Annotated in this window: 18 protein-coding genes; 17 read left to right on the top strand and 1 reads right to left on the bottom strand. The window is 47.1% G+C overall.

The annotated features are described in order from the left end of the window. Positions 1-42 precede the first annotated feature (42 nt). From EDC63_RS06850 to EDC63_RS06785, 14 genes are read left to right on the top strand one after another with little or no spacing between them, the layout of a single operon-like run. Positions 43-1,569, top strand: a complete 1,527-nt coding sequence (locus tag EDC63_RS06850) for an XrtA system polysaccharide chain length determinant (RefSeq protein WP_124945785.1) — start codon at positions 43-45, stop codon at positions 1,567-1,569. 45 nt (positions 1,570-1,614) lie between these two features. Then, positions 1,615-2,529 carry an XrtA-associated tyrosine autokinase gene (locus EDC63_RS06845; protein WP_124945784.1) on the top strand — a complete coding sequence of 305 codons (915 nt, stop codon included), beginning with the start codon at positions 1,615-1,617 and terminating at the stop codon, positions 2,527-2,529. Between the two features lie 52 nt (positions 2,530-2,581). After that, the gene (locus tag EDC63_RS06840) at positions 2,582-4,072 is read left to right on the top strand and encodes a TIGR03016 family PEP-CTERM system-associated outer membrane protein (RefSeq protein WP_165922933.1); all 1,491 of its coding nucleotides are present in this window, start codon (positions 2,582-2,584) and stop codon (positions 4,070-4,072) included. A gap of 12 nt (positions 4,073-4,084) precedes the next feature. Continuing rightward, a complete protein-coding gene (locus EDC63_RS06835) occupies positions 4,085-5,104 on the top strand; it encodes an XrtA/PEP-CTERM system-associated ATPase (protein WP_124945782.1) in 1,020 nt (339 codons plus the stop codon). A 54-nt stretch (positions 5,105-5,158) separates the two neighbouring features. Then, positions 5,159-5,998 (top strand): XrtA system polysaccharide deacetylase, encoded by an 840-nt coding sequence (locus EDC63_RS06830; RefSeq protein WP_223248211.1) that lies wholly within the window; start codon positions 5,159-5,161, stop codon positions 5,996-5,998. A 5-nt stretch (positions 5,999-6,003) separates the two neighbouring features. Next, positions 6,004-7,077: a FemAB family XrtA/PEP-CTERM system-associated protein gene (locus EDC63_RS06825; RefSeq protein WP_124945845.1), complete on the top strand. Its 1,074-nt coding sequence runs from the start codon at positions 6,004-6,006 to the stop codon at positions 7,075-7,077. Positions 7,078-7,080: 3 nt separating this feature from the next. After that, positions 7,081-8,370, top strand: a complete 1,290-nt coding sequence (locus EDC63_RS06820; RefSeq protein ID WP_124945781.1) for a TIGR03087 family PEP-CTERM/XrtA system glycosyltransferase — start codon at positions 7,081-7,083, stop codon at positions 8,368-8,370. After that, positions 8,357-9,937, top strand: a complete 1,581-nt coding sequence (xrtA, locus tag EDC63_RS06815) for an exosortase A (protein ID WP_124945780.1) — start codon at positions 8,357-8,359, stop codon at positions 9,935-9,937. The genes EDC63_RS06820 and xrtA overlap by 14 nt, the downstream gene beginning before the upstream one ends. 41 nt (positions 9,938-9,978) lie before the next feature. Continuing rightward, complete coding sequence (locus EDC63_RS06810; protein WP_124945779.1) at positions 9,979-11,127, top strand: TIGR03088 family PEP-CTERM/XrtA system glycosyltransferase; 1,149 nt, start codon at positions 9,979-9,981, stop codon at positions 11,125-11,127. Positions 11,128-11,173: 46 nt separating this feature from the next. Next, positions 11,174-13,096: an XrtA/PEP-CTERM system amidotransferase gene (locus tag EDC63_RS06805; RefSeq protein ID WP_124945778.1), complete on the top strand. Its 1,923-nt coding sequence runs from the start codon at positions 11,174-11,176 to the stop codon at positions 13,094-13,096. 4 nt (positions 13,097-13,100) lie between these two features. Continuing rightward, positions 13,101-14,321, top strand: a complete 1,221-nt coding sequence (locus EDC63_RS06800) for a TIGR04063 family PEP-CTERM/XrtA system glycosyltransferase (RefSeq protein WP_124945844.1) — start codon at positions 13,101-13,103, stop codon at positions 14,319-14,321. Further along, positions 14,314-15,579 (top strand): glycosyltransferase, encoded by a 1,266-nt coding sequence (locus tag EDC63_RS06795; protein ID WP_124945777.1) that lies wholly within the window; start codon positions 14,314-14,316, stop codon positions 15,577-15,579. Before EDC63_RS06800 ends, EDC63_RS06795 begins: the two co-directional genes overlap by 8 nt. Beyond that, positions 15,570-16,967: a phenylacetate--CoA ligase family protein gene (locus EDC63_RS06790; RefSeq protein WP_223248210.1), complete on the top strand. Its 1,398-nt coding sequence runs from the start codon at positions 15,570-15,572 to the stop codon at positions 16,965-16,967. Before EDC63_RS06795 ends, EDC63_RS06790 begins: the two co-directional genes overlap by 10 nt. Beyond that, on the top strand, positions 16,967-18,283 hold the full coding sequence (locus EDC63_RS06785) for a putative O-glycosylation ligase, exosortase A system-associated (protein ID WP_124945776.1): 1,317 nt from the start codon (positions 16,967-16,969) through the stop codon (positions 18,281-18,283). Before EDC63_RS06790 ends, EDC63_RS06785 begins: the two co-directional genes overlap by 1 nt. Here the strand turns inward: EDC63_RS06785 and EDC63_RS06780 are convergent. Beyond that, positions 18,270-20,123: an asparagine synthetase B family protein gene (locus tag EDC63_RS06780; RefSeq protein ID WP_124945775.1), complete on the bottom strand. Its 1,854-nt coding sequence runs from the start codon at positions 20,121-20,123 to the stop codon at positions 18,270-18,272. The genes EDC63_RS06785 and EDC63_RS06780 overlap by 14 nt on opposite strands. Before the next feature lie 81 nt (positions 20,124-20,204). On the opposite strand from EDC63_RS06780, the gene EDC63_RS06775 reads away from it, so the two are divergent. From EDC63_RS06775 to EDC63_RS06765, 3 genes are read left to right on the top strand one after another with little or no spacing between them, the layout of a single operon-like run. Next, complete coding sequence (locus EDC63_RS06775; protein WP_124945774.1) at positions 20,205-21,131, top strand: sulfotransferase family protein; 927 nt, start codon at positions 20,205-20,207, stop codon at positions 21,129-21,131. 10 nt (positions 21,132-21,141) lie between these two features. Next, positions 21,142-22,152, top strand: a complete 1,011-nt coding sequence (locus EDC63_RS06770; protein WP_124945773.1) for a hypothetical protein — start codon at positions 21,142-21,144, stop codon at positions 22,150-22,152. Then, positions 22,116-23,585 carry an MBOAT family O-acyltransferase gene (locus EDC63_RS06765; RefSeq protein ID WP_223248209.1) on the top strand — a complete coding sequence of 490 codons (1,470 nt, stop codon included), beginning with the start codon at positions 22,116-22,118 and terminating at the stop codon, positions 23,583-23,585. The genes EDC63_RS06770 and EDC63_RS06765 overlap by 37 nt, the downstream gene beginning before the upstream one ends. The last annotated feature ends 124 nt before the right edge of the window (positions 23,586-23,709 follow it).

Genomic DNA, 23,709 nt, shown 5'->3' with positions numbered 1-23,709 from the left:
CCGAAGCGGGGATTCTGTATCAGACAATCGGAAACATAAAGCATGCATGAAACACTCGCACAGTTACTTACTTATTTAAAAGCCACTTGGCGCCGCCGTTGGTATGCCATCATCGTGGCATGGCTGGTAAGCGCTATTGGATGGGCCTGGGTTTATACTCTGCCAGACCGCTATGAAGCATCCGCAAGGGTTTATGTTGATACCCAATCGTTACTCAAGCCCCTCTTGGCAGGCTTGACTGTTAACCCTAATGTTGGTCAGCAGATCAATATGATCACCCGCACCTTGTTAAGCCGTCCGAACCTTGAAAAAGTGACGCGCATGACTGACCAGGATTTAAATGCAAAAGATCCGGCGCAGATGGAGCAACTGCTCAACCAGCTGTCGTCACAAATTGAATTACAAGGTACGGATCGTGAAAATCTTTACACCATCTCTTACCAGAACCAAAAGCCCGAAGTAGCAAAACGGGTGGTCCAGTCTTTGCTCACGATTTTTGTGGAAAGCAGTCTTGGCACTACGCGCAAGGATATTGCCTCTTCCCAAAAATTTATTGAAGATCAATTAAAATCTCAAGAACAAAAGCTGATTGCTGCCGAAAGTGCCATTACTGATTTCAAACGCAATCACATGGGCTTAATGCCAGGTGAAGGTGGCGGTTATTACGCAAAGCTGGCTGAAATGAGCAATGCACTTAATCAAGCCAAATTAGACTTGCGCGAAGCCGAGGACAGACGCGATCAGTTGAAACGTCAGCTATCCGATGAAGACCCCAACGCTACAACCACTGTTGTCACTAGTAGCGACCCTGAACTTGATGCGCGTATTGAGTCATTGAAAAAGAATATGGATGGCATGAGGCTTCAATACACTGAGTTGCATCCGGATATTGTTGCAACAAAACGTCTGATTGCCCAACTGGAAGCACAAAAAAAAGAAGATGCATCCAAGCGTAAACCCGGAAACGCTGCTGCACAAAGTCAAAACCCGGTTTATCAGCAATTATCCATTGCACTTTCAGAAGCAGATGCCAATGCCGCCTCACTGCGTGCCCGGGTAGCCGAATATGAGAAGCGTTTCAGTCAATTAAAAGCAGCTGCGAACAGCGTGCCCGAAGTTGAAGCACAATACACGCAGCTGACCCGTGATTATGAAGTTTATAAATCCAATTACGCATCCCTTCTCGCAAGACGTGAAACGGCCTCCATGTCCAGTGAAGTTGAAAATAAAGCAGACACAGTAGATATTCGCGTAATCGATCCGCCTCGCGTACCCCTGACGCCCGCATGGCCTAATCGCATTATGCTCATGTCGTTTGTACTGCTTGGTGGATTGGGCGCAGGTATTGCCGTTGCATTCCTGATTAGTCAACTCAGACGTACAGTGGATGACAGGGTTAACCTCAGGGAAATTTCCGGCCTGCCACTGCTAGGTGCAGTATCCCGCATAGAAACACCCGATTCGCTCAAAAAGAAACGAAAAAAGTTATTCGCTTATGGATTATCTGTAGCCAGTCTGCTTGGCGTTTATGGAGTTCTGATTACGCTGCAAATGGTAATGGCGCGTTAATTTCATGCTTAAAGCGACCATACTCAGGAAGGAAACAAACAAGCTATGAGCATCATTGAAAACGCTATAAACAAGCTGCAACCTGGCAAAGCTCAGGGAGTTAAACCCGTTGCAGAAAGTACAGCACCCCAGAAGGAAACTTCAAGCCTGATTGAGCGGGCGATTGAAAGTGCTATGCAGCCTAAAGTTGCCCCGCCTGAAGTACCTGTAGAACCCATTCAGGAACCAGCCAAATCGCGGCATGAAAATATTAATTTAGCCAAATTAAAGAAAATGGGCGTCATTACGCCTGATGCCGAAAGAAGCAAAATTGCTGAAGAATTCAGGTTGATTAAACGCCCACTTTTGGCAAATGCGCTTGGCCAAGGTGCGGCTCCCATCAAAAATGGTAACCTGATCATGGTGACCAGTTCACTGCCCGGTGAAGGAAAATCATTTTGTTCAATCAACCTTGCCATCAGCATCGCTCTGGAAATGGATCGGACAGTTCTGCTGGTTGACGCTGACGTTGCAAGACCGCGCATCCTGGAATACCTGGGGCTTCAAAAAGACAGCCTGGGTCTACTCGATGTACTGCGCGACAGCAACCTTGAGCTTGCCGACGTGCTTATTCGAACAAACATCGAGAAACTGACCATTCTGCCAGCCGGTCAAACTTACCGCCATGCTACTGAACTACTGGCAAGCGAAGCCATGGATAAACTGCTTGAAGACATGGGCAATCGTTATCCAGACAGGATTATTATTTTTGATTCACCCCCACTGCTTTCAACCAGTGAAGCCAGTGCACTTGCCACGCAAATGGGCCAGATTGTCATGGTTGTAGAAGCAGAAAAAACGCCTGAAGATGCGGTAAAAGAAGCATTATCCCGAATTGAATCGTGTGACGTAATAGGTATGTTGCTGAACAAAACCGCCGCCATCACTGGATCAGATTATTATGGATATTATGGTAGCTAAAACAACCAATAAAACCTTAGTCATAAGTGCCCGAGTACTTCATAAAAAGCCAGTGGCAATAAAGAATGCAACGTTGAATGCTTCTGTTGCCCGCCCTTTTATCAGCTACATTTCTACGCTATTAATAGCACTACTGAGTTCAACCGCAGCCAATGCTGCGGACTGGAAAGTAACGCCAACGTTCAGTGTGCTTGAAACCTATTCTGACAACGTCAATCTATCGTCACAGAACCAAAAAAGTGGATTTACCACCCAGATCGCCCCAGGCGTCACCGTCAGCGGAAAGAGTGTAGGGCGCGTTAAGCTTGATGTGAATTACTCTCTGCAAGATGTTATTTCTCTTGGTGAGGTGCAACGCAACCGGTTATACCACCAACTGGCTGGCACCGCCAATGCAGAACTGGTTGACCAAACCCTTTACATGGACGCTCGGGCAAATATCGGCCAACAAAATATTTCCGCCCTTGGCCCACAGGGTACTGATACAACCACCGGCGACACCAGCAACATCACTACTGTTTCAACCTATAGTTTAAGCCCCTACCTGCTTCATAAATTTGGATCAGTAGCTACAGGGCAAGCTCGCTTCACCCATGACCAGGCTTTCTACTCATCAGGTGGTGTGGCTGACAGTACGTCCAACGCAGTAGCGTTAAGTCTAAACAGCGGCCAATCGTTTAACGATGTATTTTGGGGCCTGAATTACAAGAACAGTAAAATCACCTCTGATAACAGCCAATCTGATCGGGAATCGAAAAGCACTTCGGGCACGCTGGGTTACAATTTGACGCCTAAATTCAGACTATTTACTTCTGCCGGGAATGAAACCAACACCTATGCAACCGCACCTGGGGCTAGCACCGGAGGATCATTCTGGAGTGCAGGATTTGGCTGGACCCCTTCTGATCGCACATCACTCCAGGCCAGTTATGGTCGGCGTTTTTTTGGCAAAACCTACACACTTGATCTCAGTCATCACACACGGATGACAACATGGAGTGCAAAATATTCTCAAGATGTGACCGATACCCGTACAGTGGCTTTACAACCAAAAGCATACGATGCCTATATTGATCCGACTACACACCAGTTAGTTTTTTATCGTGATGCAACAGGGAATCTTTCACCCAAAATTTTAGATACGCCATTCTTAACAAATGATGTTTACATCAATAAACTGTTCACTGCCTCGGTCAGCATCAATTCAGGCAAAAGCAACGTCGGACTAACTGCTTACAATTCAGTCCGCGAATTTCAGGTCAGCGGTAATTCCGATCGTCAATATGGCGGCAATGCTGCATGGACATTGCGGCTCAATCCACTCTTATCTTCTAATGTCTCGGCTGGTTGGAATCGAGTGTTAGCACCCGCATCGTCTCTGCAAAATGATTTGTGGATAGTCCGTCTTTCTTTGATCCGACAGTTTGTGCCCGGGACTTCCGGTTCGGTGGAACTGCGCCACCAGGAAAGAACTTCGAACCAGGCGAATAGTGATTACACAGAAAATGGTATCACTGCCCGACTTAACATGACTTTTAATTAAGCTACCGACAAGATGTATGAATCTTTTTACAAACTAACTGACAAGCCATTTCAACTTAACCCGGACCCACGTTTCTTTTTTGGCAGTAAAGGGCACAAGCGTGCCATGGCCTATCTGGAATATGGATTATCGCTGGGTGAAGGTTTTATTGTCATTACCGGTGAAGTCGGCGCGGGCAAAACCATGCTGGTCCGCAATCTGGTCAAAAAGCTTGAAAATGAAAATGTCGTGACCGCCCAACTGGTGACTACCCAGCTGGAAGCGGATGACACACTGCGTATGGTGGCTGCTTCATTCGGGCTTAACCATGAGAACATCAGCAAGGCCGCGCTACTGAATAATCTTGAAAATTTTCTGCAGCATTCCAGTAAACAGGGAAAACGTGCGCTATTGATCGTTGATGAAGCGCAAAACCTGTCTCCCCGCGCTGTAGAAGAATTGCGGATGTTGTCTAACTTTCAAAGTGACAATAAACCACTATTGCAGAGTTTTTTGCTGGGCCAGCCAGAGTTTCGCAAAACCCTGCAAAGTGAAGAATTACTTCAATTACGTCAGCGTGTGATCGCTTCGTATCATTTGGGCGCACTGGATACAACCGAAACTCAGGCTTATATCATTCATCGACTGGATATGGTGGGTTGGCAGGGTGACCCCGCCATTACAGAAGACGGATTTCAGCTGATTCATGAATACACTAAAGGCATCCCCAGAATTATCAATACATTCTGCGACAGACTACTTTTATTAGGTTTTCTTTCTGAAAAACACACGTTTGATCGCGTAACAGTGCAGGAAGTGGTCACGGATCTCAGTCAGGAAGTGACTTGCACTGGAAATAGTACCTCGGACGAAAAACACTATTCCAGTGACTTTAGCCAAGGGGGGTTCGAGCAATCCACTTCAATGGATCTAGCACGGCTGGAGCAAAAAATAGAAGGTATGGAAATGACGATGAACCGCATGATGACCATGATGCGGAAAATGATGTTTATTGCCGTTAATCAGAATAAAAACGATTCGGATGCGTCGTAACTTTCATCAAATATCATTTAAGAATTAGCGTGAACACCCACTATAAAGTAAACCATGATACGCAATGCCATGACTATCGATGTGGAGGATTATTTTCAAGTCTCCGCTTTTGCGCCACATATCGCCAGGGCTGATTGGGACACGTTACCCTGCCGCGTCGAAAAAAATATTGATCGCATTCTTGCCCTGTTAGCCGACCATGATACCCATGCGACGTTTTTCACGCTGGGCTGGATCGCAGAGCGTTATCCTGAAATGGTGCGTCGAATCGTTGACAATGGGCATGAACTAGCCAGTCACGGCTATAGCCACCTTCGCGCCAGCGATCAAAATCCCGTTGAGTTTCAGTACGATATATCTCGTAGCAAAAAACTCCTTGAAGATATTGCCGGAAAGCCGGTCATTGGCTATCGCGCCCCCAGTTTTTCCATCAATCAAAAAAATTTCTGGGCACTGGATGCACTAAACGAAGCGGGGTATCAATATAGCTCCAGCATCTACCCAATACAACATGACCACTACGGTATGCCCGATGCGCCTCGCTTTGCCTTTTACCCGAGGGGAACTGACGGAATACTGGAACTCCCCCCTACAACTATTGCCATGCTAGGGCGTAACCTGCCTGCTGCGGGGGGTGGGTATTTTCGTTTGTTACCCTATGCGCTATCCCGCTGGTGTATCAATCATGTGAATACAGAAGACCAGCAACCCTGCATGTTCTACTTTCACCCGTGGGAGATAGACCCGGCGCAACCCCGGCAGCAGGGTATCAGTATGAAAACCCGTTTTCGCCATTACGTTAACCTTGACCGTATGGAATCAAGGATTGCCGCGTTGCTAAAAGACTTCGAATGGGATCGCATTGACAGAATTTATCTGGAGTCCCGTGAATGAATGGTATGACCCATGATCAGACCAATTCACCTCACAAATCCAGCCTACAAGCCATTCCTGTCGTACGATTGATGCAACAGGAAGATGCTGAAAATTGGGATGCCTTCGTGATGTCTTGTCCTGAAGCCACTTTTTTTCACCGCTCAGGATGGAAAACGGTAATTGAAAAAGCATTCGGGCACAAAACACATTTTTTGCTTGCTGAGTCCGAGGGAATAATTCTTGGCGTGTTACCGCTCGCGGAAGTCAAAAGCTTTTTGTTTGGCCACTCACTTTCATCACTACCGTTTTGCGTTTACGGCGGGATTGCTGCAACGAATGAATCTGCTCGGATAGCACTAGATCAGGCCGCACAACAACTCGCGGCAAAAACCAATGTGGATTTTTTGGAATATCGAAATATCAACACATTCCACGCAGATTGGGCTGGCAAGGATTTATATGTCACATTTCGTAAAGCCATTGATCCGGATGTGGAGCAGAACATGCTCAACATTCCCCGCAAGCAAAGGGCTATGGTCCGAAAAGGTATCAAGAACGAATTAGTAAGTGTAATTGACGAAAATACAGATCGTTTTTTTTCGGTATTCGCTGAGAATGTCCACCGCCACGGAACACCGGCATTACCCAAACGATATTTTATATTGTTAAAGTCTGTTTTTGGTCAGGATTGTGAAGTGCTTTCGATCACCAAAAACGGGCAGGTTGTCAGCAGCGTTCTGACATTCTACTTCCGCGATGAAGTATTGCCTTACTACGCAGGTGATACATTAGCGGCTAGAGATCTTGCAGCCAATGATTTTAAATATTGGGAGTTAATGCGGCGGTCGTGTGAGCGTGGCTACAAAATTTTTGATTATGGCCGCAGCAAACGCGGAACGGGCCCTTTTGATTTCAAGAGAAACTGGGGATTTGAGCCGCAACCGTTACATTATGAATATCAGCTCCATCGAGCCAAGAGCGTACCAGAACATAACCCGCTCAACCCTAAATATCAGCTATTTATAAAAGCCTGGCAGCATCTGCCGCTTGCCGTTGCAAATCTGATCGGCCCGCATATTGTGAAAAATTTAGGGTAGGTAATGGCGGAAGACTTGTTATACCTTACACACCGCATACCGTACCCGCCCAACAAGGGCGATAAAATCCGTTCTTTCCATTTGCTCAAATATTTAAGTCAGCACTACAAGGTTCATCTTGGTACTTTTGTGGATGACGAGGATGACTGGCAGCATGTGGATATCACAAAATCATTTTGCAGCGATAGTTGCTTTGTCAGACTCAACCCAACCAGCGCTAAATTGCATAGTCTGTCTGGTCTGTTGACAGGACAGCCTCTGACGCTTCCCTATTATAGAAATGCCGAGCTACAACACTGGGTAAATGAGCGTCTGACCAGTCAGCCGATCATGCGTATTCTGGTTTTTTCATCTGCCATGGCCCAATATGTCAGTCACGCCAATGATATGCGCCGCGTGATTGATTTTGTGGATATTGATTCAGATAAATGGATACAGTACGCCAAAAGCAAGCACTGGCCACTCTCCTGGCTCTACCGGAGAGAAGGGCAATATTTACTCCGCTATGAGCGAGAAATAGCGAAGCAATTTGATGCGTCTTTGTTTGTTTCATCGGAAGAAGCCACTTTATTCAAGCAGCTGGCGCCAGAAAGTGCGGAAAAGACAGGCTATTTCAGTAATGGCGTCGACGCTGACTATTTTTCACCGGATCGTGAATACCCCAACCCTTATTCTGAAGATGAACAAGTACTGGTTTTTACTGGTGCAATGGATTACTGGCCCAATGTAGATGCCGTAGTCTGGTTTTCCCAGGAAGTTTTCCCTGCCGTTCTAGCTGAATTCCCCCAAGCCCGTTTTTATATTGTCGGCTCTCGTCCAACACCCGCTGTTTGTGAATTATCCGGATTACCCGGGGTCACAGTAACCGGCACAGTTGAGGATATAAGGCCCTATCTTGCACATGCAAAACTCGCGGTTGCGCCATTGCGAATTGCAAGAGGATTACAAAACAAAGTGCTTGAGGCCATGGCCATGGCGAAAACGGTTGTCGCTTCTCCGCAAGCGGCAGAAGGAATTGATGCCCAACCGGAATGTGAATTGCTCATTGCGGGCAACACCAGTGAATTTAACCAAACTATTGTGAAAATATTAAAAGAAAATTTAATGAATAAAATCGGTACAGCTGCCCGAAGCAGAATATTGACTAACTATATTTGGGATAGCAGTCTCGCGCAGGTTGAAGCTTTACTTACTAAAGAACCCTCGTCAAATGAGCCCGCTGCAAATATTAAAATGTCGCATAACCCGAGCTTCGCGAACCCCCTTAGAGAAAATAAACATGGCCGCAACTGACCAACCAGTTTTATCAGCTTCTGCTACCGGCAACCCTGCAGGTGAGTCTGGAAAGCAATGGCAACTTGCAGTTTTCCTGACACTGCTCACCATTGCCGCTATTCTCTATCTCTACAAAGAAACAGGATTGTCTACAGTTGCCATCTGGGAAAGGTCCGAAACCTTTGCACATGGCTTCCTTATTTTCCCCATCAGCGCTTATCTCGTTTGGACGCGCCGCAATTTACTTGCCCAATTAACGCCGCATCCGGACTACAGGGGGCTATTCGTTATAGCTGCTCTGGGACTCGGTTGGCTGATTGCAGATGCTGGCAGCGTACTCGTTCTCACCCAATATGGCCTGGTTGCCATGATTGCTGCAACTGTCTGGACAATTCTTGGCCCACAAGTTGCACGCGCCATTGCTTTTCCCCTAGGCTTCCTGCTTTTTGCGGTGCCAGCAGGCGAGTTTCTGATTCCTTCCATGATGAATTTTACGGCGGATTTTGTGGTGGGTGCGTTGCAAATCACCGGCATTCCGGTATTCCGCGAAGGGACATTTTTTACCATCCCCAGCGGCCAATGGTCAGTGGTGGAAGGGTGTAGCGGTCTACGTTACCTCATTGCCTCTTTTACCCTTGGTACTTTGTATGCTTATCTCACTTTCCGGAGCACAAAGCGCAGGATTATTTTTTCTATACTCTCTATAATCGTGCCTGTATTTGCGAATGGAATGCGCGCATACCTGATTGTGATGATTGCCCACTTAAGTGATATGACTCTGGCACTAGGCGTTGATCATTATATTTATGGGTGGGTATTTTTTGGAATAGTCATGATGCTGCTCTTCTGGATTGGCAGTTTCTGGCGTGAAGACCTGATTGCAGAACCAGAAAAAAACATCACAACTGAAACACCCTCTGCGCCTTCAACCACGGGCCGAAACTTTATCATTACCGGTGCCGTTCTCTTCATTATCGCAGCCATATGGCCAGCCTATGCAACTTATCTTGATAACCGGCCAATTAAAACCAAAGGACTGGTCATGTCATTGCCAGATTCCATCAATGGCTGGCAAAAACAAAATGTACCCATATCAAACTGGCAGCCTCACTTCGTTGGTGCTGATTCGCAAATTTTGCAGACATACAAAAAAGGAGAGAACACGATTGAACTTCACCTCTTCTATTATCGTACCCAACGGCAAGATGCTGAACTAATCAATTCCCAGAATTACATGGTCCAGCAAAAGCATCCCGTTTGGAACAATGTCGGTGAAGAACCCCGAGAAGTAACGCTTGACGGCAAAAAAACGGTTGTCCAGGAATCCTTGCTTCGTTCGCCATCTACCCGCTTGATTGTGTGGAGCTGGAACAACTTGGCCAGCACCTACACTATCGACCCTTATCTCGCAAAATTGCTGCTTGCTAAAGCCCGACTGTTTGGACAACATGATGACGGTGCCGCGATTATCGTGGCATCGCAATATAGCGACGACAAAGAAGATGCTGCTAAAGCACTGCAGCATTTCATCCTGGACACGTTACCCGCTATCCAGCAGAGCATCCACAATGTTTCGGAACAATAATACGGGTGCCATCAATCAACATGTGGCTGATTAAATAGCTTATGGGGAAAAATCCGCCACTTATCGCCCATGTTGTCCATCACTTCCGTGTTGGCGGCATGGAAAACGGCATGATCAACCTGATCAATCACATGCCCAAGGATCGTTTCCGCCATGTGGTTATCTGTCTCGATGACTATACTGATTTCAGGGAACGCATCCTGCGAAAAGACGTGGAATTTTATGCGCTGGCAAAGCCAGCGGGCAGAGATGTAACATGGTATTTCCGTTTGTGGCGTTTATTGCGAAAACTTTCTCCGGCCATAGTTCATACGCGAAACCTGTCAGCCATTGAAGGGCAGTTTGTTGCTTTTGCTGCGGGTATCCGCGCGCGAATTCATGGGGAACATGGACGGGATGTTTTCGATTTGCACGGTGAAAATCGAAAATATAACTTACTGCGCAAACTGGCACGCCCCTTTGTAGGCCACTATATTGCCGTTAGCCGGGATCTTGAGCAATGGTTGATCCAGACTGTGGGCGTCAAACCGCAGCGCGTGAGCCAAATATATAATGGTGTTGATAGCACGTTCTTCCGCCCGCGTGATGAGAAACAAGCTATCGGCCCTGCTGATTTCGCGCCTGAAAACGCACTCGTCATAGGCAGTGTCGGCAGAATGGCGGAAGTAAAAGATTACCCCAATCTGGTGCGTGCATTCATCAGAATGCTGGAAATTGAACCGACAGCACGCCAACGGGCAAGATTAGTGATCATAGGGGAGGGCGTCTCGCGGGAAATCTGTATGCGCTTACTGAAACAAGCCTGCGCAGAAGATCTCGCCTGGCTTCCTGGTGAAAGTAGCGATGTGGCACCCATTTTACGCAATATGGATTTATTTGTGCTGCCTTCATTGGGTGAAGGCATTTCAAATACCATACTGGAAGCGATGTCCAGCGGGTTGCCCATTATTGCAACACGGGTCGGGGGAAATCCAGAACTGGTGGAAGAAGGGCAGACCGGCGCTTTCATTCCGGTATCAGACCCGGAGAGTTTGGCACAAACCTTGCTTACGTATTATTACAATGACAGTATGTTGAAAACACACGGACAGGCTAGCCGGAAGCGCATTGAATCCCAGTTCAGTATCCCGGCCATGGTTCAGGGTTATCTTGCTGTCTATGAGCAAATTTACAAACCAGCAACAGTTTAAAATGTATCAACCCATTAAAATAATTGAATATAATCAAGGTTAAGTCATGTGTGGCATTGTTGGTATTTTTGATTTAAAAGATAAGCGCGAAGTTGATCAGCAGGTACTGGCACGTATGAACCAGACCCAGTTTCACCGCGGGCCGGATGAAGGCGGACTGCATACTGAACCTGGCGTTGGATTAGGACACCGAAGGCTTTCCATTATTGATTTATCGAGTGGGCATCAACCCTTGTTCAACGAAGATGGCAGTGTAGTAGTCGTTTTTAATGGCGAGATCTACAATTATGTAGACCTTATGCCTGAATTACAGCAACTTGGGCATACCTTCCGCACCCATTGCGATACGGAAGTCATTGTCCATGCATGGGAGGAGTGGGGTGAAGCCTGTGTAGAACGCTTTCGTGGCATGTTTTCCTTTGCGCTTTGGGATAGCAAGAAAGAAACCTTATTTCTTGCACGCGATCGTCTGGGCATCAAGCCACTTTATTACGGCAGCCTACCCGACGGCACATTCCTGTTTGGCTCAGAACTCAAAGCCTTACTGGCTTATCCCGGTTTTCCTCGCGTGATAGACGATTGCGCAGTGGAAGAATATTTCGCCTATGGATATGTGCCTGAGCCACGGACGATTTTCGAAGGCGCAAAAAAACTCCCTCCCGCGCATACCCTCACGCTCAAACGCGGTGTTGCCTTGCCTCAACCAAAGGAATACTGGGATGTGCCATTTACCTCCCATGGTCCCATCTCTGAACAAGAAGCGCAGGAAGAACTCATTGTCCGTTTACGAGAAGCCATTCGCATCCGGCTGGTCTCTGAAGTGCCGCTGGGTGCCTTTCTTTCCGGAGGCGTAGACTCCAGCGCTGTTGTGGCCATGATGGCCGGGTTGATGAATGAGCCGGTTAACACCTGTTCCATTTCATTTGGTGACCCTGCGTTTAATGAGTCAGCCTTCGCTCAAAAAGTTGCCGATCAATTCCATACGCAACATTATGTAGAGCAAGTTGAATCCGACGACTACGACCTGATCGACAAATTAGCCGCACTATACGACGAACCTTTTGCTGATAGCTCCGCTATTCCAACCTACCGGGTATGCGAACTGGCGAAAAAACGTGTCACAGTCGCTCTTTCAGGAGATGGTGGGGACGAAAATCTCGCTGGTTACCGTCGCTATCGTTATCATCTGTATGAAGAGCGCATGCGCGCCATGTTGCCCCTGAGCATCCGCAAGCCGTTATTTGGTTTGCTCGGAAATGTTTACCCCAAAGCAGACTGGGCGCCGAAAGTATTCCGTGCCAAATCCACTTTTGAAGCATTGGCCCGCGACCCGGTTGAGGGCTACTTTCACAGTGTCTCTGTCATGGGTGACACATTAAGAGACAAACTTTTCAGTAACCCGTTCAAATTAAAACTGCAAGGCCACCATGCTGTTGATGTGATGCGCTACCATGCAGACCGCGCGCCCACTGACGACCCGCTTTCACGCGTGCAATATCTCGACATGAAGACTTATCTCCCAGGTGATATTCTTACCAAAGTAGACCGGGCCAGCATGGCTCACGCTCTGGAAGTAAGAGTGCCTATACTTGATCACCAGTTGGTAGAGTGGATGTCTGGCTTACCTTCGACTTACAAATTACGCGGGCAAGAAGGCAAATACATTTTCAAAAAAAGTCTCGAATCTTATCTGCCTGACGATATCCTTTACCGGACCAAAATGGGATTTTCCGTGCCCCTGGCAAACTGGTTTCGCGGACCTCTCAAGCAACGGGTGCGAGATGCCGTGTTAGGAGAAACACTTGCCTCCACGGGAATATTTGATATGGCCTTCCTGCGTGAGATGGTGGATCAGCATCAATCCGGTATGCGAGACTACAGTGCATCCCTTTGGACAATCCTGATGTTTGAAGCGTTCATGCGAAACGTGATGCAGAATGAATCCGCGTCTAAAGCAACCGGGGTCTGAACAGATGCGCATTCTTCACATCCTTGACCATTCTATTCCACTGCATAGCGGCTATACCTTCCGAACCCTGGCAATACTGCGAGAACAACGTAAACTTGGGTGGGACACCTATCACATCACCAGTGCCAAACAGGAAAATTGCAAGGTGCCTGAAGAAGATGTGGATGGCTTGCACTTCTACCGAACACCGCCTGCAACAGGCAGCCTTGCCAGGCTGCCGATTTTCAACCAGATTAGAATCATCAACAGCCTTGCCAAAAGACTTGATGAAATCATACCGCTTATTCGCCCTGATATTCTGCATGCCCACTCACCCGCTTTAAATGCCATTGCTGCATTGCGCGTCGGACGCAAGCATAAAATTCCTGTTGTTTACGAAGTCCGTGCATTTTGGGAAGATGCCGCGGTGGATCACGGCACCAGCAAAGAATGGGGAATACGCTACCGCTTGACTCGAGGATTAGAAACAAGCGCTTTCAAGCGCGCAAATGCCATCACTACCATTTGTGAAGGCCTACGGCAGGACATTGTTGCTCGAGGCATACCTGCACAAAAAGTCACTGTCATCCCGAACGCAGTGGATATTGAGAAATTTACTGTTGGGGGCACTGGAGAAACAGCCCTTAAACAGCAATTAGGTTTGGCAAACCACCGAATTATTGGTTTCATCGGCTCTTTCTACGCCTATGAAGGACTGGATCTCTTATTAGAGGCATTCCCCAGCATTCTCAAATCTGCACCTGATGTACGTTTGTTGCTGGTTGGGGGAGGGCCGCAGGATAGCAATCTGAAGCAGCTTGCATCCAGGCTTGGCATTCAAGATCAGGTTATTTTCACTGGGCGTGTGCCTCATGACCAAGTACAGCGATATTACGATCTGGTGGATATCCTGGCCTACCCACGCCATTCCATGCGTCTAACCGAATTGGTTACCCCCTTAAAACCTCTTGAAGCCATGGCGCAAGGAAGATTACTGGTCGCTTCTGATGTGGGCGGCCACAAGGAACTCATTCAGGATGGCAAAACCGGTATTTTGTTCAACGCAGAAGACCCTGCGGCATTAGCCAGAGAGGTGTTACAACTGCTGGATCAAGAATCAAAATGGCCGGATCTGCGCATTGCAGCACGACAGTTTGTTGAGAATGAACGAAACTGGACAAAATCCGTGTCCAACTATGTGGACATTTACAACCGGCTTACGGGGAAAAGCGTGCACAATGTCTGAAAACCCTCACATTGTGGTTTTTACTACTTTGTTTCCCAATGCTGTGCAGCCTGGTGCCGGCGTTTTTATACGCGAACGTATGTTCCGTGTAGCCAAGACGCTACCGCTAATGGTTGTAGCGCCAGTAGCATGGTTTCCGTTTCAAGGGTTAATACGTCTTTTTCGCCCCCACTTTCGCCCTTATCCACCTTACAGGGAAATGCAGGAAGGTATCGAAGTACTACACCCTCGGTTTTTCTCTATACCGGGAATCTTCAAAAGGCTGGATGGCTTTTTTCTCGCACTGAGTACCTTTACTTTAATGCGCCGTCTCCAGCGTGAACATCAATGTGACATCATTGACAGCCACTTTGCTTATCCTGATGGTTATGCCGCGAGTTTATTGGGTAAATGGCTGACGCTACCATTTACCGTTACGTTACGAGGCACTGAATCGCGTCTTGTTAAAAAAACAGTTTTCCGGATTCGCATGGCCGCGGCTCTGCAATCTGCTGCCCAGGTGTTTTCCGTATCCGATTCTTTACGCCAAATCGCCCTTTCATTAGGCATTTCTGAATCCAAGGCCCAGGTAATAGGAAATGGTGTGGATACCGCAAAATTCCATGCTATTGATAAAACTACAGCCCGGAGCAAACTGGGATTGCCACATGACGCGCCTATCCTGATTTCAGTAGGTGGCCTGGTTGAAAGGAAAGGATTCCACCGCGTGATTGATTGCCTCCCAAAGCTACTTAAAACTTCCCCGGAACTGCATTATTTGATTGTTGGCGGTCCAAGCCCTGAAGGCGACATGGAGACGCAATTACGTGCCCAGGTTTCTAAGCTTGGTCTTGAAAAACAGGTCATTTTCACGGGCCCAATGAAATCAGAGGATTTGAAAACCCCTTTATCCGCTGCGGATATCTTTGTGCTTTCAACACGAAATGAAGGCTGGGCAAATGTTTTTCTTGAAGCAATGGCCTGTGGTCTGCCTGTTATTACCACCGATGTCGGCGGCAACGCCGAAGTCGTTTGCAACCCTGAATTAGGTACAATAGTTCCTTTCGGTGAACAGGCCCCTTTGGAGCAAGCACTTACTTTAGCTCTTGAGACCCGATGGGATAGAACGAAAATTATCGAATACGCACATAACAATGCATGGGATACGCGCGTTGCGCAATTGATAGACGCTTTCCAGTCCATTAATCGGCACATCAATTCCGGAAAGCCAACTTTGCCTCCACGCGCACAACACAAGGAATCAGAAACGTGTCGCTAAATTTCTACACACGTGTCGTGTCTTCCTGCCTGTTTCCGTTACACGAAAAGCTAAAGCATCATGGTACGGTGCCTATTCGCAAGGAAATGGAACGTACACAATGGTTATCACCCGAGAGGATGGAAAAGTTACGCATTGACCGTTTGCGGGCATTTTTATCCAACGTTGGTGAGCATGTGCCGTACTATCGAAATGTGTTTCAAACCCATCAATTTAACCCCGCTATCGTTAAGAACCTGGAAGACCTGGCTCAATTACCCTTTCTGACCAAAGAAATCATTCGTGCAAATACGGATCAGCTAAAATCAGAAATTGCGCAGAACCTTTCCCGCTTTAATACAGGTGGCTCCAGTGGTGAACCGCTCATCTTCTTTCTGGGCAATGAACGTATCAGCCACGATGTGGCAGCCAAATGGCGCGCCACCAGATGGTGGGGAGTGGATATAGGCGACCCTGAAATCGTTGTATGGGGTTCTCCCATTGAGTTGGGAACACAAGATAAAGTGCGCCAGATTCGGGATAGCCTGCTCCGCACAAAATTATTACCCGCTTTTGAAATGACCGAAGCCAAACTGGATAGTTTTGTTGATGAAATACGCTCCATGCGTCCTAAAATGCTTTTCGGCTATCCCTCTGCGTTAGCGCATATCGCCCAACACGCAGAATCCCGAGGCCTGCGCATGAATGACCTGGGTATCCGTGTTGCATTTGTAACCTCGGAGAAACTGTATGACCATCAACGGGAACACATTTCCCGCGTCTTCGGTTGCCGGGTGGCTAACGGCTATGGGGGGCGAGATGCCGGCTTTATCGCCCATGCTTGCCCTTCTGGTGGAATGCACATTACAGCAGAAGACATTATTGTAGAAATCGTGGATGATGCTGGCAACCTGCTTCCCCATGGTCAAGCCGGTGAAATTGTCACCACCCACCTGGCCACAAATGACTTCCCGTTTATCCGCTATCGCACAGGGGATGTAGGAATCCTGGATGACAAACCCTGCAGTTGTGGTCGAGGCCTGCCCTTGCTTAAGGAAATTCAGGGTAGAACAACCGATTTCATCGTCGCCCAGAATGGGACAGTGATGCATGGTCTGGCCCTGGTTTATATTCTTCGCGATTTGCCAGGCGTGTCTAAATTCAAGATCATTCAGGAAAATTTACTCCTGACCCGAATTCAGCTGGAAACGGATTCGCAATTTGATGAAACAGCTATCCCTCTTATCGTTGCAGGCTTTAAACAACGTCTGGGAGAAGCTGTGCAAATTGACATTGAACGGGTAACCGACATTCCTAAAGAGTCATCTGGTAAATACCGCTATGTTGTCAGTAACGTAAAGGCAGCTTTATTCTCACCAAATGATACCGATAAGGTTTTGACCCAATAATGAGAGATATTTTTGTTACTGCCGTCGTATTTTTTATATTACCTTTTGTACTGAAAAACCCCTACATCGGTATTTATCTTTGGTCATGGATGAGCTACATGAATCCGCATCGGCTTGCATGGGGATTTGCGTTCTACTTTCCATTTGCCTACATCATCGCACTGACTACCTTTTCGGGTATGTTGATGTCAAAAGAACCAAAAGTCATACCATGGACCAGAGAAACTAAATTACTGATTACACTCATATTATGGATGGTAGTCACGACCATTTTCTCATTACACCAGGAGCTTGCCTGGATACAAATGGAAAAGGTTGCCAAAATTCAGCTGATGGTTTTTGCCACGCTCATGCTAATAACAACGCGTGAACGGCTTCAAACTTTAGTATGGGTAATAGCCCTTTCATTAGCATTTTACGGAATCAAAGGGGGTATTTTTACTATCATCCACGGCGGGGTTTATCACGTCCGAGGGCCGCTGCAGACTTTTATTGGGGGCGACAATGAAATTGGTCTGGCGCTGATTATGACCATTCCTCTTCTGCGTTATTTGCAGCTCACCACTAAAAATAAATGGGTAAACATTGGATTATCCATTTCAATGATGTTATGTGCGCTTGCTGTTATCGGAAGTCAATCTCGAGGTGCTTTGCTTGGTGCCGTTGCCATGGGTGGATTCCTGTGGCTAAAAAGTCGTAACAAATTCTTTACAGGGCTGGTCATCGCTATTTCTGCTGTAATGGTGCTCGCCATCATGCCTCAGCAATGGTTTGACAGGATGAACACCATTAAAACATACGAACAGGACCAGTCTGCGCTAGGACGTATCAATGCCTGGCACATGGCGTTTAACCTGGCCAAAGATCGTCCGTTGGTTGGTGGCGGCTTTGAAACTTTCAAACCCGATACATTCAGAATGTATGCACCAGATCCAAGTAATGTTCACGATTCACACAGTATATATTTTGAAGTATTGGGTGAACATGGCTTTGTTGGACTTGCCTTATTTCTGGCGTTGGGTATTGCCACCTGGAAAACGGGCGGATGGATAATCAAAACGGTCAAACATGATGAGAGCAAGAAATGGGCGTCTGACCTGGCCGCCATGACGCAGGTTAGCATGGTCGGATTTGCTTCAGCTGGCACATTTCTGGGCTTGGCAAACTTTGATCTATATTATCACATTCTCTGTTTGATCATTCTCAGCAAATTTATTATCGAAAAAGAGCCCTCACAGCCGGTACAGGAGCGTTCAAAACCTGTTAATAAAATTCTCTATGCAAGTGCTGCATGGCGTAAACCTAAACAGCTTTAGTCTGATGATGCTGAAGCCATTGCTCCAACATCATCAACACCCAGATCATGACGCCAAAATAAGCCGCATGACCGGATCGATGCTGCTCTATTAGCCCATCAATATATTCTGGCCGGATGTAGCCTCGTTCGCGCAAAGACTTCAGGCTATCGTACGCCAGCTTTTGCAATGGCGGATAAGTTTGCATCCAGACACCAAAAGGCAAACCGAACCCCTGTTTGCTTTTAGTCAGCGTCTCTTTCGGAAGAAAGCCTTTAAGCGCTTCTTTGAAAAAATATCTTAGCTTCAACCCTTTTACTTTAAGAGCGGGAGGAAGCTGAGCGGCAAACATAACGATCTCTTCATCCAGTAGCGGATACTGTACCTCTACGCCAGCAAGCTGGCACATCCGGTTCACTTTACGCAAGTCATTGTCGGCCAGCGTGAATTTTAAATCCAGATGCAACATCCGGTTAGTAGACGCAGTGGCATCTGTACGGCCATATTCTGTTCGCAATAACTCGTCTGGAACCTGGCTGTTCACCTGTTCAAGAAACTCACTGGTGAAAATTTCATCAAGAGATGCACGGTGCAAAAAATTATAAGACTCCAGTCGATCTGGTAAAGGAACACGCGCCTGGGAAATGTAACTTTTCAATTTTCTTAACGGGGGAATATGTTCAATACCTGGCAACCCGAACATGATTGGTTCAAGCACGGAGTCTCTCAGCAATGCGGGCAACATGAAATAAGCTTCAAAAATCTTTTGCTTTGCATAGCGAGCATTTCCTCCAAATATTTCGTCCCCGCCGTCTCCGGCCAGCATGACCCGAATACCCTGCTCTTTGGCTCTTTTGGCGCAAAAATAAGTAGGGACTGCTGATGCATTCCCGAAAGGCTCATCATAGGCACGGGCAATCATCGGAATCGCATCCACCACATCCTGGGCGGTCACATAATATTCATGGGGATGGGTGCCAAAATGGCGGCTTGTAATGCGCGCAAATTCCATTTCGTCGTAACCATCCGCCTCAAACCCAATAGAAAATGTTTCTGCTGGCTTGTGGAGTGTTTCTGTTAATACACCGGCAACTGTCGAGCTGTCAGTACCACCACTTAAAAAAGCGCCTGCTTTTTCGTCAATGACTGCTTTTTTTACAGCCTTATTAAGCAATGATTTCAGTCTCTCTTTACGTTCAGAAATGAGGCTACGACCCGAATCAGCATATTTAAGATGCCAGTAAAAATCCGTCTCAATCTTTCCATTCTGGAAAAAAGCATATTGACCAGGGAGCAACTTAAATACCTGTTTATAAATACTGCCTGGGGAAGGAACCATATGAAAAAACAGATAGTTAAACACCGCCTGAGGGTCAATTTCGTTACTGATCTCAGGATGTGCCACAACACCATCTGTGCTTGTTGCAAAAACAAAATTTTCACGTTGCAATGAATAACACAGGGGATAAATACCAAGCCGATCGATGGCTATCAGTACCCGATCAGCTTGCTCGTCCATGATGGCAACACAAAAAGCACCATGCATCTCTTCCAGAAAAGCCTTACTTGAGGTCGAAAATGCATTAGCAACAGCGGCGGCTGGCGAAGTCTCAAGGGAAAGCCTATTTAACGCCTCACTTTTCCAATGAACATTGCCTACCACCACCACTTTTAGTGAATCAATTTCATAGCAACTGGCCTGCCCCATTTCAGACCAGCCTGCCATGCCATCCCGTGCACCATAAAGCGCCTGTACAGAATCTTTTAGCTCACCCGACATGGAAACAACCAATGAATTGGTGATTTTCCTTGTATCAGGAATCGCTTCCTTAGTCCCGATCCAACCACACATTCCCTTCATGCAAACTCCCAGCTGCTTATACTTTTGTCATCATATTACCTTATAATGTAACAATATGATTATTTCCTCCAAAGGCATCCATTGAGTGAATTCTGGTTAAAAGTTGATAAAACACTGCGATATCATGGAAGGCAGATTCTTCGTGCAACGCGTAATGCCTGGTGGAACGTTCATCAAAAACAATCAGTTAACCCCGTTTTTGTAATAGGCTGCAGCCGTGCCGGTACCACACTTGTTTATAAAACCTTATCTGAATCAAAAGAGCTGGGCACGTTGCAAAGAGAAACCCATGACTTCTGGGTGGACTTGCATCCCTTAGCGGATAAAAACTGGGATACCCATGGGTTAAACTCGCAAGATGCCAACACAAAAGACCGTGACGAGGTAAGCCGCTACTTTTACACTTTCACCGGGAAAACACGGTTTATAGACAAAAACAACCAAAATGGATTGTGCATACCGTTTTTGCATGCTTTGTTTCCCAAGGCCCATTTCATTTTTGTCAAACGCAGTCCCGGTGACAATATTAATTCGCTCATTGAAGGTTGGGGAAAGCCTGAAGAATTCGCAACTTGGTCTCGGGAATTAAAAGAAAAAGTTACCGTAGAAAATGGTCGTTATACCCAATGGTGTTTTTTTCTTTCCGATGGCTGGCGCAACTATCTCAACAAATCCATTGAAGAAGTCTGTGCTTTCCAATACTGCGCCATTAACAATGAAATTCTTGCGGCAAAAAAACAGATTCCTTCCCATCTGTGGAGCGAGGTATTTTACGAGGATCTGGTACGCAACCCCGTATCAGGGTTTCGACAAGCCTTCGAACAATGTGGCCTGGCGTTTACGCAGGATATCGAACAACATTGCGCCCATGTATTATCCACTCCGTATAACGCTTTTTCCGAAATACGGCTGGATAAATGGAAAGACGGACGCAACCGAGAAAAAATCGAACGAATAATGCACTCTGTTGCTCCTACAGCGCAATCCATGGGATACCCAGCCGAATGATACCTGCAGTATGAGAATCTGGCCAGGTTTTGGCGCAGGCGTGGGTGTCGGGCTCATTTTGCTCGGCCTCGTCAACGCCGCTTTATTCAATGACTGGATTATTCAACGATATGGCGCAGTGTTTGCCGTTGGCCGGGCAATGGACAAGCAGTTGTTTACAGAAAAAACCTGCCCCCAGATCCTGATCATGGGGAATAGTCGAGTAGACAATGGTGTAGACCCACGCGCCATGCAAAGTGAATGGGGAACAACCCGCGAAACCTTTAATCTGGGAATTCCCGGAACCAACGCCCGGATAGGTTATGGCATGCTGACGCGTCTAGAGCAGGCAGGATGCCTCGCAAAAGGAAAACTTCAATTAGTCGTCATTGGCCTGGACGAAAGTTATTTGCAAAATGATGACTCTCTCGGCTATGCGACATTTTTCGCGGACAGCGAAGCGTTGCTGGATGAAGGCGCAATAAAAACCTGGCTAGGCACCTGGTTAAAATTATGGGCATACACGGACAACCTTCGACAACTGCGCGAACCTGATAAAGCTTTACGCTTTGTAGAAGCCACCATCAAGCCGCTTGAGCCAGTGGGTGGTGCAGCATGGCGTCATCTTGGGTATCGAGCAGGGTTTGGCGCAACAAACCAGAATGAAGCTCAAGCCCAGCAACAAGAAGAGGGGGCCGACATCCCTCCAACACCTGTCGTTCAGGACTATTTATTCAAAATAACCAAAATACTGCAGCAGCACAACATTTCCGTTGCTGTTTCGTTTCCCCCTTTGCTGAATCGAAGCAGTGCTTATGCAGACCCTGCTCGTGCAAATGGCGCCTATTTTCCCTTGTCAGCGCGCCTGAAAGAAAACGGTGTGTATGTCATCAGCCAACCCGACCCAGTTCCACGCCAACGCGCGTATTTCTTTAATGCCGGGCATCTGAGTGACAAAGGAGCACAGATTTACAGTCGCTGGCTTGCAAAGGAACTTGAAGCAAAATGGAACTGGTTGAGTGTCGAGGGACAGCCCAAGTGATTTTCAGCAGTTTCAACTTCTTTATCTTTTTCGCAGCTTTTTTTGCACTATATGCAGCTGCAACAAGCTATCGGCAACGTGCTGCCATACTGCTTCTGGCGAGTATTATATTTTACGCATCATGGAAACCGGCTTACCTGGTTCTTCTGTTTACGTCCCTGGGGATTAACTATCTCATTTATTCAGCACTTTTCCGATCGCGCAAGTTAAGCACATTAGTATTAGGTCTGGCACTCAACCTGACATTATTGGGCGCCATGAAATACCTCGTGCTTATGGTAGAAACATGGTTTGCAGGATTAGCATTTTTAAATGGCACTACACCTCAACATGCGCCGGACTGGATTCATTGGGCACTCCCTTTAGGCATCAGTTTTTATACGTTTCATATGCTGTCTGTCATGATCGATGTATACCGGGGTGACTGGACGCGCCACATACGTTTCCGAATCTGGGTTCTCTATGTTACTTTTTTCCCGCACATGATTGCAGGGCCCATTCTTAGAGCATCCGAGCTGGTCGACCAGCTGGAAAGTTTAAAGCCTCTCAGGGCAGAAGATGTCCGACTCGGCGCGCTGATATTTCTGGGTGGCCTCATTAAAAAAGTACTCTTCGCAGATAATCTGGCGGATCTTACGGATTTTCTTTTCGCACACCCTGATCAGTTAGGATTTGTAACCGCTTGGGCAGCATCCATTGCCTTTGGGCTACAAATTTATTTCGATTTTTCAGGCTACAGTGAAATGGCTATTGGTATGGCCTGTGCAATGGGAATTATATTGCCGCGCAATTTCTTATACCCCTACATCAGCCGCAACCCGCAGGAATTCTGGCGTCGATGGCACATGACACTGTCCCGCTGGCTTCGTGACTACCTTTATATATCCCTGGGGGGGTCACGTTGCAGTCCGATAAGAACCCATGCAAACATTCTGATTACCATGCTGCTTGGCGGGTTGTGGCACGGCGCAAACTGGACTTTTGTTTTCTGGGGATTTCTGCACGGAATGTATCTTGTTGGACATCGCTTGCTAATCAAGTTTTATGAATACCTTCATTTACCGAACAGTCCAATATGGTCGAAAGCGCTTTCCCTTGCAGGCTGGCCAGTTACCATGGCACTTGTCAGTTTCACCTGGGTCTTTTTCCGCGCGCCCGGATTTACAGAGGCATGGACAATCAGTGCGGCAATGCTGGGCATAGGCGTCACTTCAGTGGCGGAACCCGTGCTGCGTACTTTCGTATGGATCGGGCTTGGCTTAGCCACCTTGGCTGCACTCATAGAGCCATTTCTGGTTCAACTTCTTGAACGAAGCTACACCCGTTGGTGGAGCACGCCTTGGCCGATTAGAAGCCTGGCCTATTTTGGGATTGCCATGTTGTTGATTATGTTTGGGGGCTCTACCCAGAAATTCATTTATTTCGATTTTTAATGATTATCTTGGTTATTGCTGCAATGGGTTTTCGGGTCACACCCCTTAAGCTGGCCCAGTTTATGCTAGTATTAAACAGCTCTTTGATAATCGGAAGTTCATTTCAAAAGGATAGCAGGCCGGG

This window comes from Sulfurirhabdus autotrophica (assembly GCF_004346685.1).
Taxonomy (GTDB): domain Bacteria; phylum Pseudomonadota; class Gammaproteobacteria; order Burkholderiales; family SMCO01; genus Sulfurirhabdus; species Sulfurirhabdus autotrophica.
Note: the sequence above shows the minus strand (reverse complement) of the source record. Positions and strands in the feature narration are given on the sequence as shown.